Origin of the sequence: Chamaesiphon polymorphus CCALA 037, from assembly GCF_003003845.1 — a bacterium.
In the GTDB taxonomy this organism is placed as follows: domain Bacteria; phylum Cyanobacteriota; class Cyanobacteriia; order Cyanobacteriales; family Chamaesiphonaceae; genus Chamaesiphon; species Chamaesiphon polymorphus.
The window spans coordinates 1-2,330 of record NZ_PVWO01000701.1; the positions used below are offsets into that span (position 1 = coordinate 1).

The window sequence follows — 2,330 nt, forward strand, 5'->3', positions numbered from 1 at the left end:
TCGGATAGTTGCAGTTAATCTGGGTTCGATTTTGCGATGATTGCGGGTTTGATGATTTATAATTGCGGGTCGCTACAGCTAGCCTCACTCCCGAACAGCAGCGACGATTAGAATCGAGCGTTACTGAACTCAACACCCGCATCTCGGCTGGACAATCTGAAATCGGGCAAGTCCGCAAGCAACTGAGTGAAAACCGCGTCCGCCGTCAGGGATTAGTCAACCAACAAGCTGGAATTCAATCCAACATTACCAGCATTAACAGTGAAATCGCCAGCAGTCGCGAAAGCCTCGCTACAGCCCTCGGTCAAATCGATCGCCAAATTTCTCAAAATCAAGCCAAAATCAGTGCCAGCCAAAAAACCTTAACCATCAACAAAAAGATCTTCGCCGAACTCCAACCCGCCGGAACTGCTGGAGCCATTGCCAGAACTCAGATCGATCGTCAAGAACAAGAAGTCGTTACCCGCGAGAGCGAACTAGAGCAACAAATTCAAGAACAAAGCCGACTCCAACTCGAACAAACCCGCCTGATTTCCACCAGTAAAGCCGACACCCAACGCCAACAACAACGCATTCAAGAACAACAGCAGCTCGCCAAACAACGCCAGTCAGAGATCGCCCAACTAGACGAAGAACATGCCAGGTTAGAGCTGAGTGTCAGTCAAAGTACCTCAAAGCTGGCAAATAGCACCGCCGTCAACCGTAAAGACCTCTTCACCCGCATCGCCGAAAACGACAAACGGATTGCCGAAATCGACTCTCAACTCAATAAATCGATCGTCGAAAACGAGAAGAAAATTACCGAAATTACCAACCAGATTGCCCAAGCCAATCAAAGCCTCAAATATCAAGAAATCCACGCCCCCGTTGCAGGCGAAGTCTTTGAACTCAAAGTTTATCCACAGGGCGTAGTCAACAGCAACTCCCCAGAGCCTATCGTCCAAATTATCCCCAGTAAAGACGCCATCGCCAAAGTCTACATTACCAACAAAGATATCGGCTTCGTCAAAATCGGTCAACAAGTAGATGTGCGGATCGACACCTTTAACTTTAGCGAATTTGGCGACGTTAAAGGGACGATCGAATGGATTGGTTCCGATGCCCTCCCCCCAGATCAAATCTATCCCTTTGCCCGTTTCCCCGCCAGAATCAGACTCTCCCAACAGAGCCTCACAGTTAAAGGCGCGGCGATTCAGCTCAAACCAGGGATGTCAGTTAAAGCGAATATCAAATTACGCGATCGCACGGTGATGAGCATCTTTACGGATATGTTCTCGAAACAGTCCGATGGGGTTAAGAATTTACGCTAGTTTCATCCCACTCAATCTCAATCATTTAGGAAACGATCTATGTCTGCTGTTTTGCAAATTGGTGATACATCTTTAACCGCCGAACAACTTTTATCATTAATCAGCAAATATCGACTCGTCCCACAGCTTGCCAAGGAGATGTTAATTGAGGCAGCGATTAAGGATTACGAAATTACTGAAGCCGAGCATCAAGAAGCCCGCCAAAGGTTTTGTCAACAACAGCAACTGGGTAGCGACAAAGATTTAGAGTTATGGCTACAACAGCAACAGTTGGGACGCGACGACTTAAAAGATTTAATCGATCGCGAATTACAACTGCGAAAATTCAAAATGAGTAAATGGGAAACCCAAGTAGAATCCTACTTTTGCCAGCGTAAATCCCAGATCGATCGAGTCGTATTTTCGATGATTCGCGTTAAAGAAATCGACGTAGCTGAAGAAATTTACTTCCGCTTAGTCTCTGAAGAATCAACCTTCGTCGAACAAGCTCCCCGCCACTCTGAAGGCATAGAAGCCAAAACCAAAGGCATTAGTGGCCCCGTCGAACTCGGCAAACTCGACCCCATCCTCGCAAATGCCTTAATTACACTCCAACCATTAGAAGTCCTGCCACCCCTACAAATCGGCGAATGGTGGGTAGTTTTGCAACTTGAAAACATTATCCCCGCCCAACTCGACGAAGACATGCGTCAATACCTCACTGAGGAACTATTCAATCAGTGGATTTATGAAGAAGTCCAAAAGCTTTTAACTAGTTCTTTGGTTGTTGCAGGGAGTAATTAGAGAGGGGTAAAGGGTAAAGGGTAAAGGGTAAAGGGTAAAGGAGGGAATATATGTACTCGAAGAAGAAAATCGAAGAGTTTGAAGACTTAGTTGTTTGGCAGAAGGGAATACAAATGGTTAAACAAATTTATGTGGTTACGGATGAGGGCAAATTGAGTAAGGGGTTTTTTGCATAAACCCTCCAAAAGGGGGAATAAGCAGATTTATATACCAGGGCTAGCAGTTTTCTTCAAGTAA

General features: G+C 45.8%; 2 protein-coding genes. Both read left to right on the top strand.

Features of this window, described 5'->3' with window-relative positions:
* Positions 1-62 precede the first annotated feature (62 nt).
* On the top strand, positions 63-1,310 hold the full coding sequence (locus C7B77_RS28460) for a beta-barrel domain-containing protein (protein ID WP_106312985.1): 1,248 nt from the start codon (positions 63-65) through the stop codon (positions 1,308-1,310).
* Between the two features lie 39 nt (positions 1,311-1,349).
* Entirely contained in the window at positions 1,350-2,093 is a 744-nt protein-coding gene (locus C7B77_RS28465) for a peptidylprolyl isomerase (protein WP_106312988.1), read from the top strand.
* Positions 2,094-2,330 lie beyond the last annotated feature (237 nt).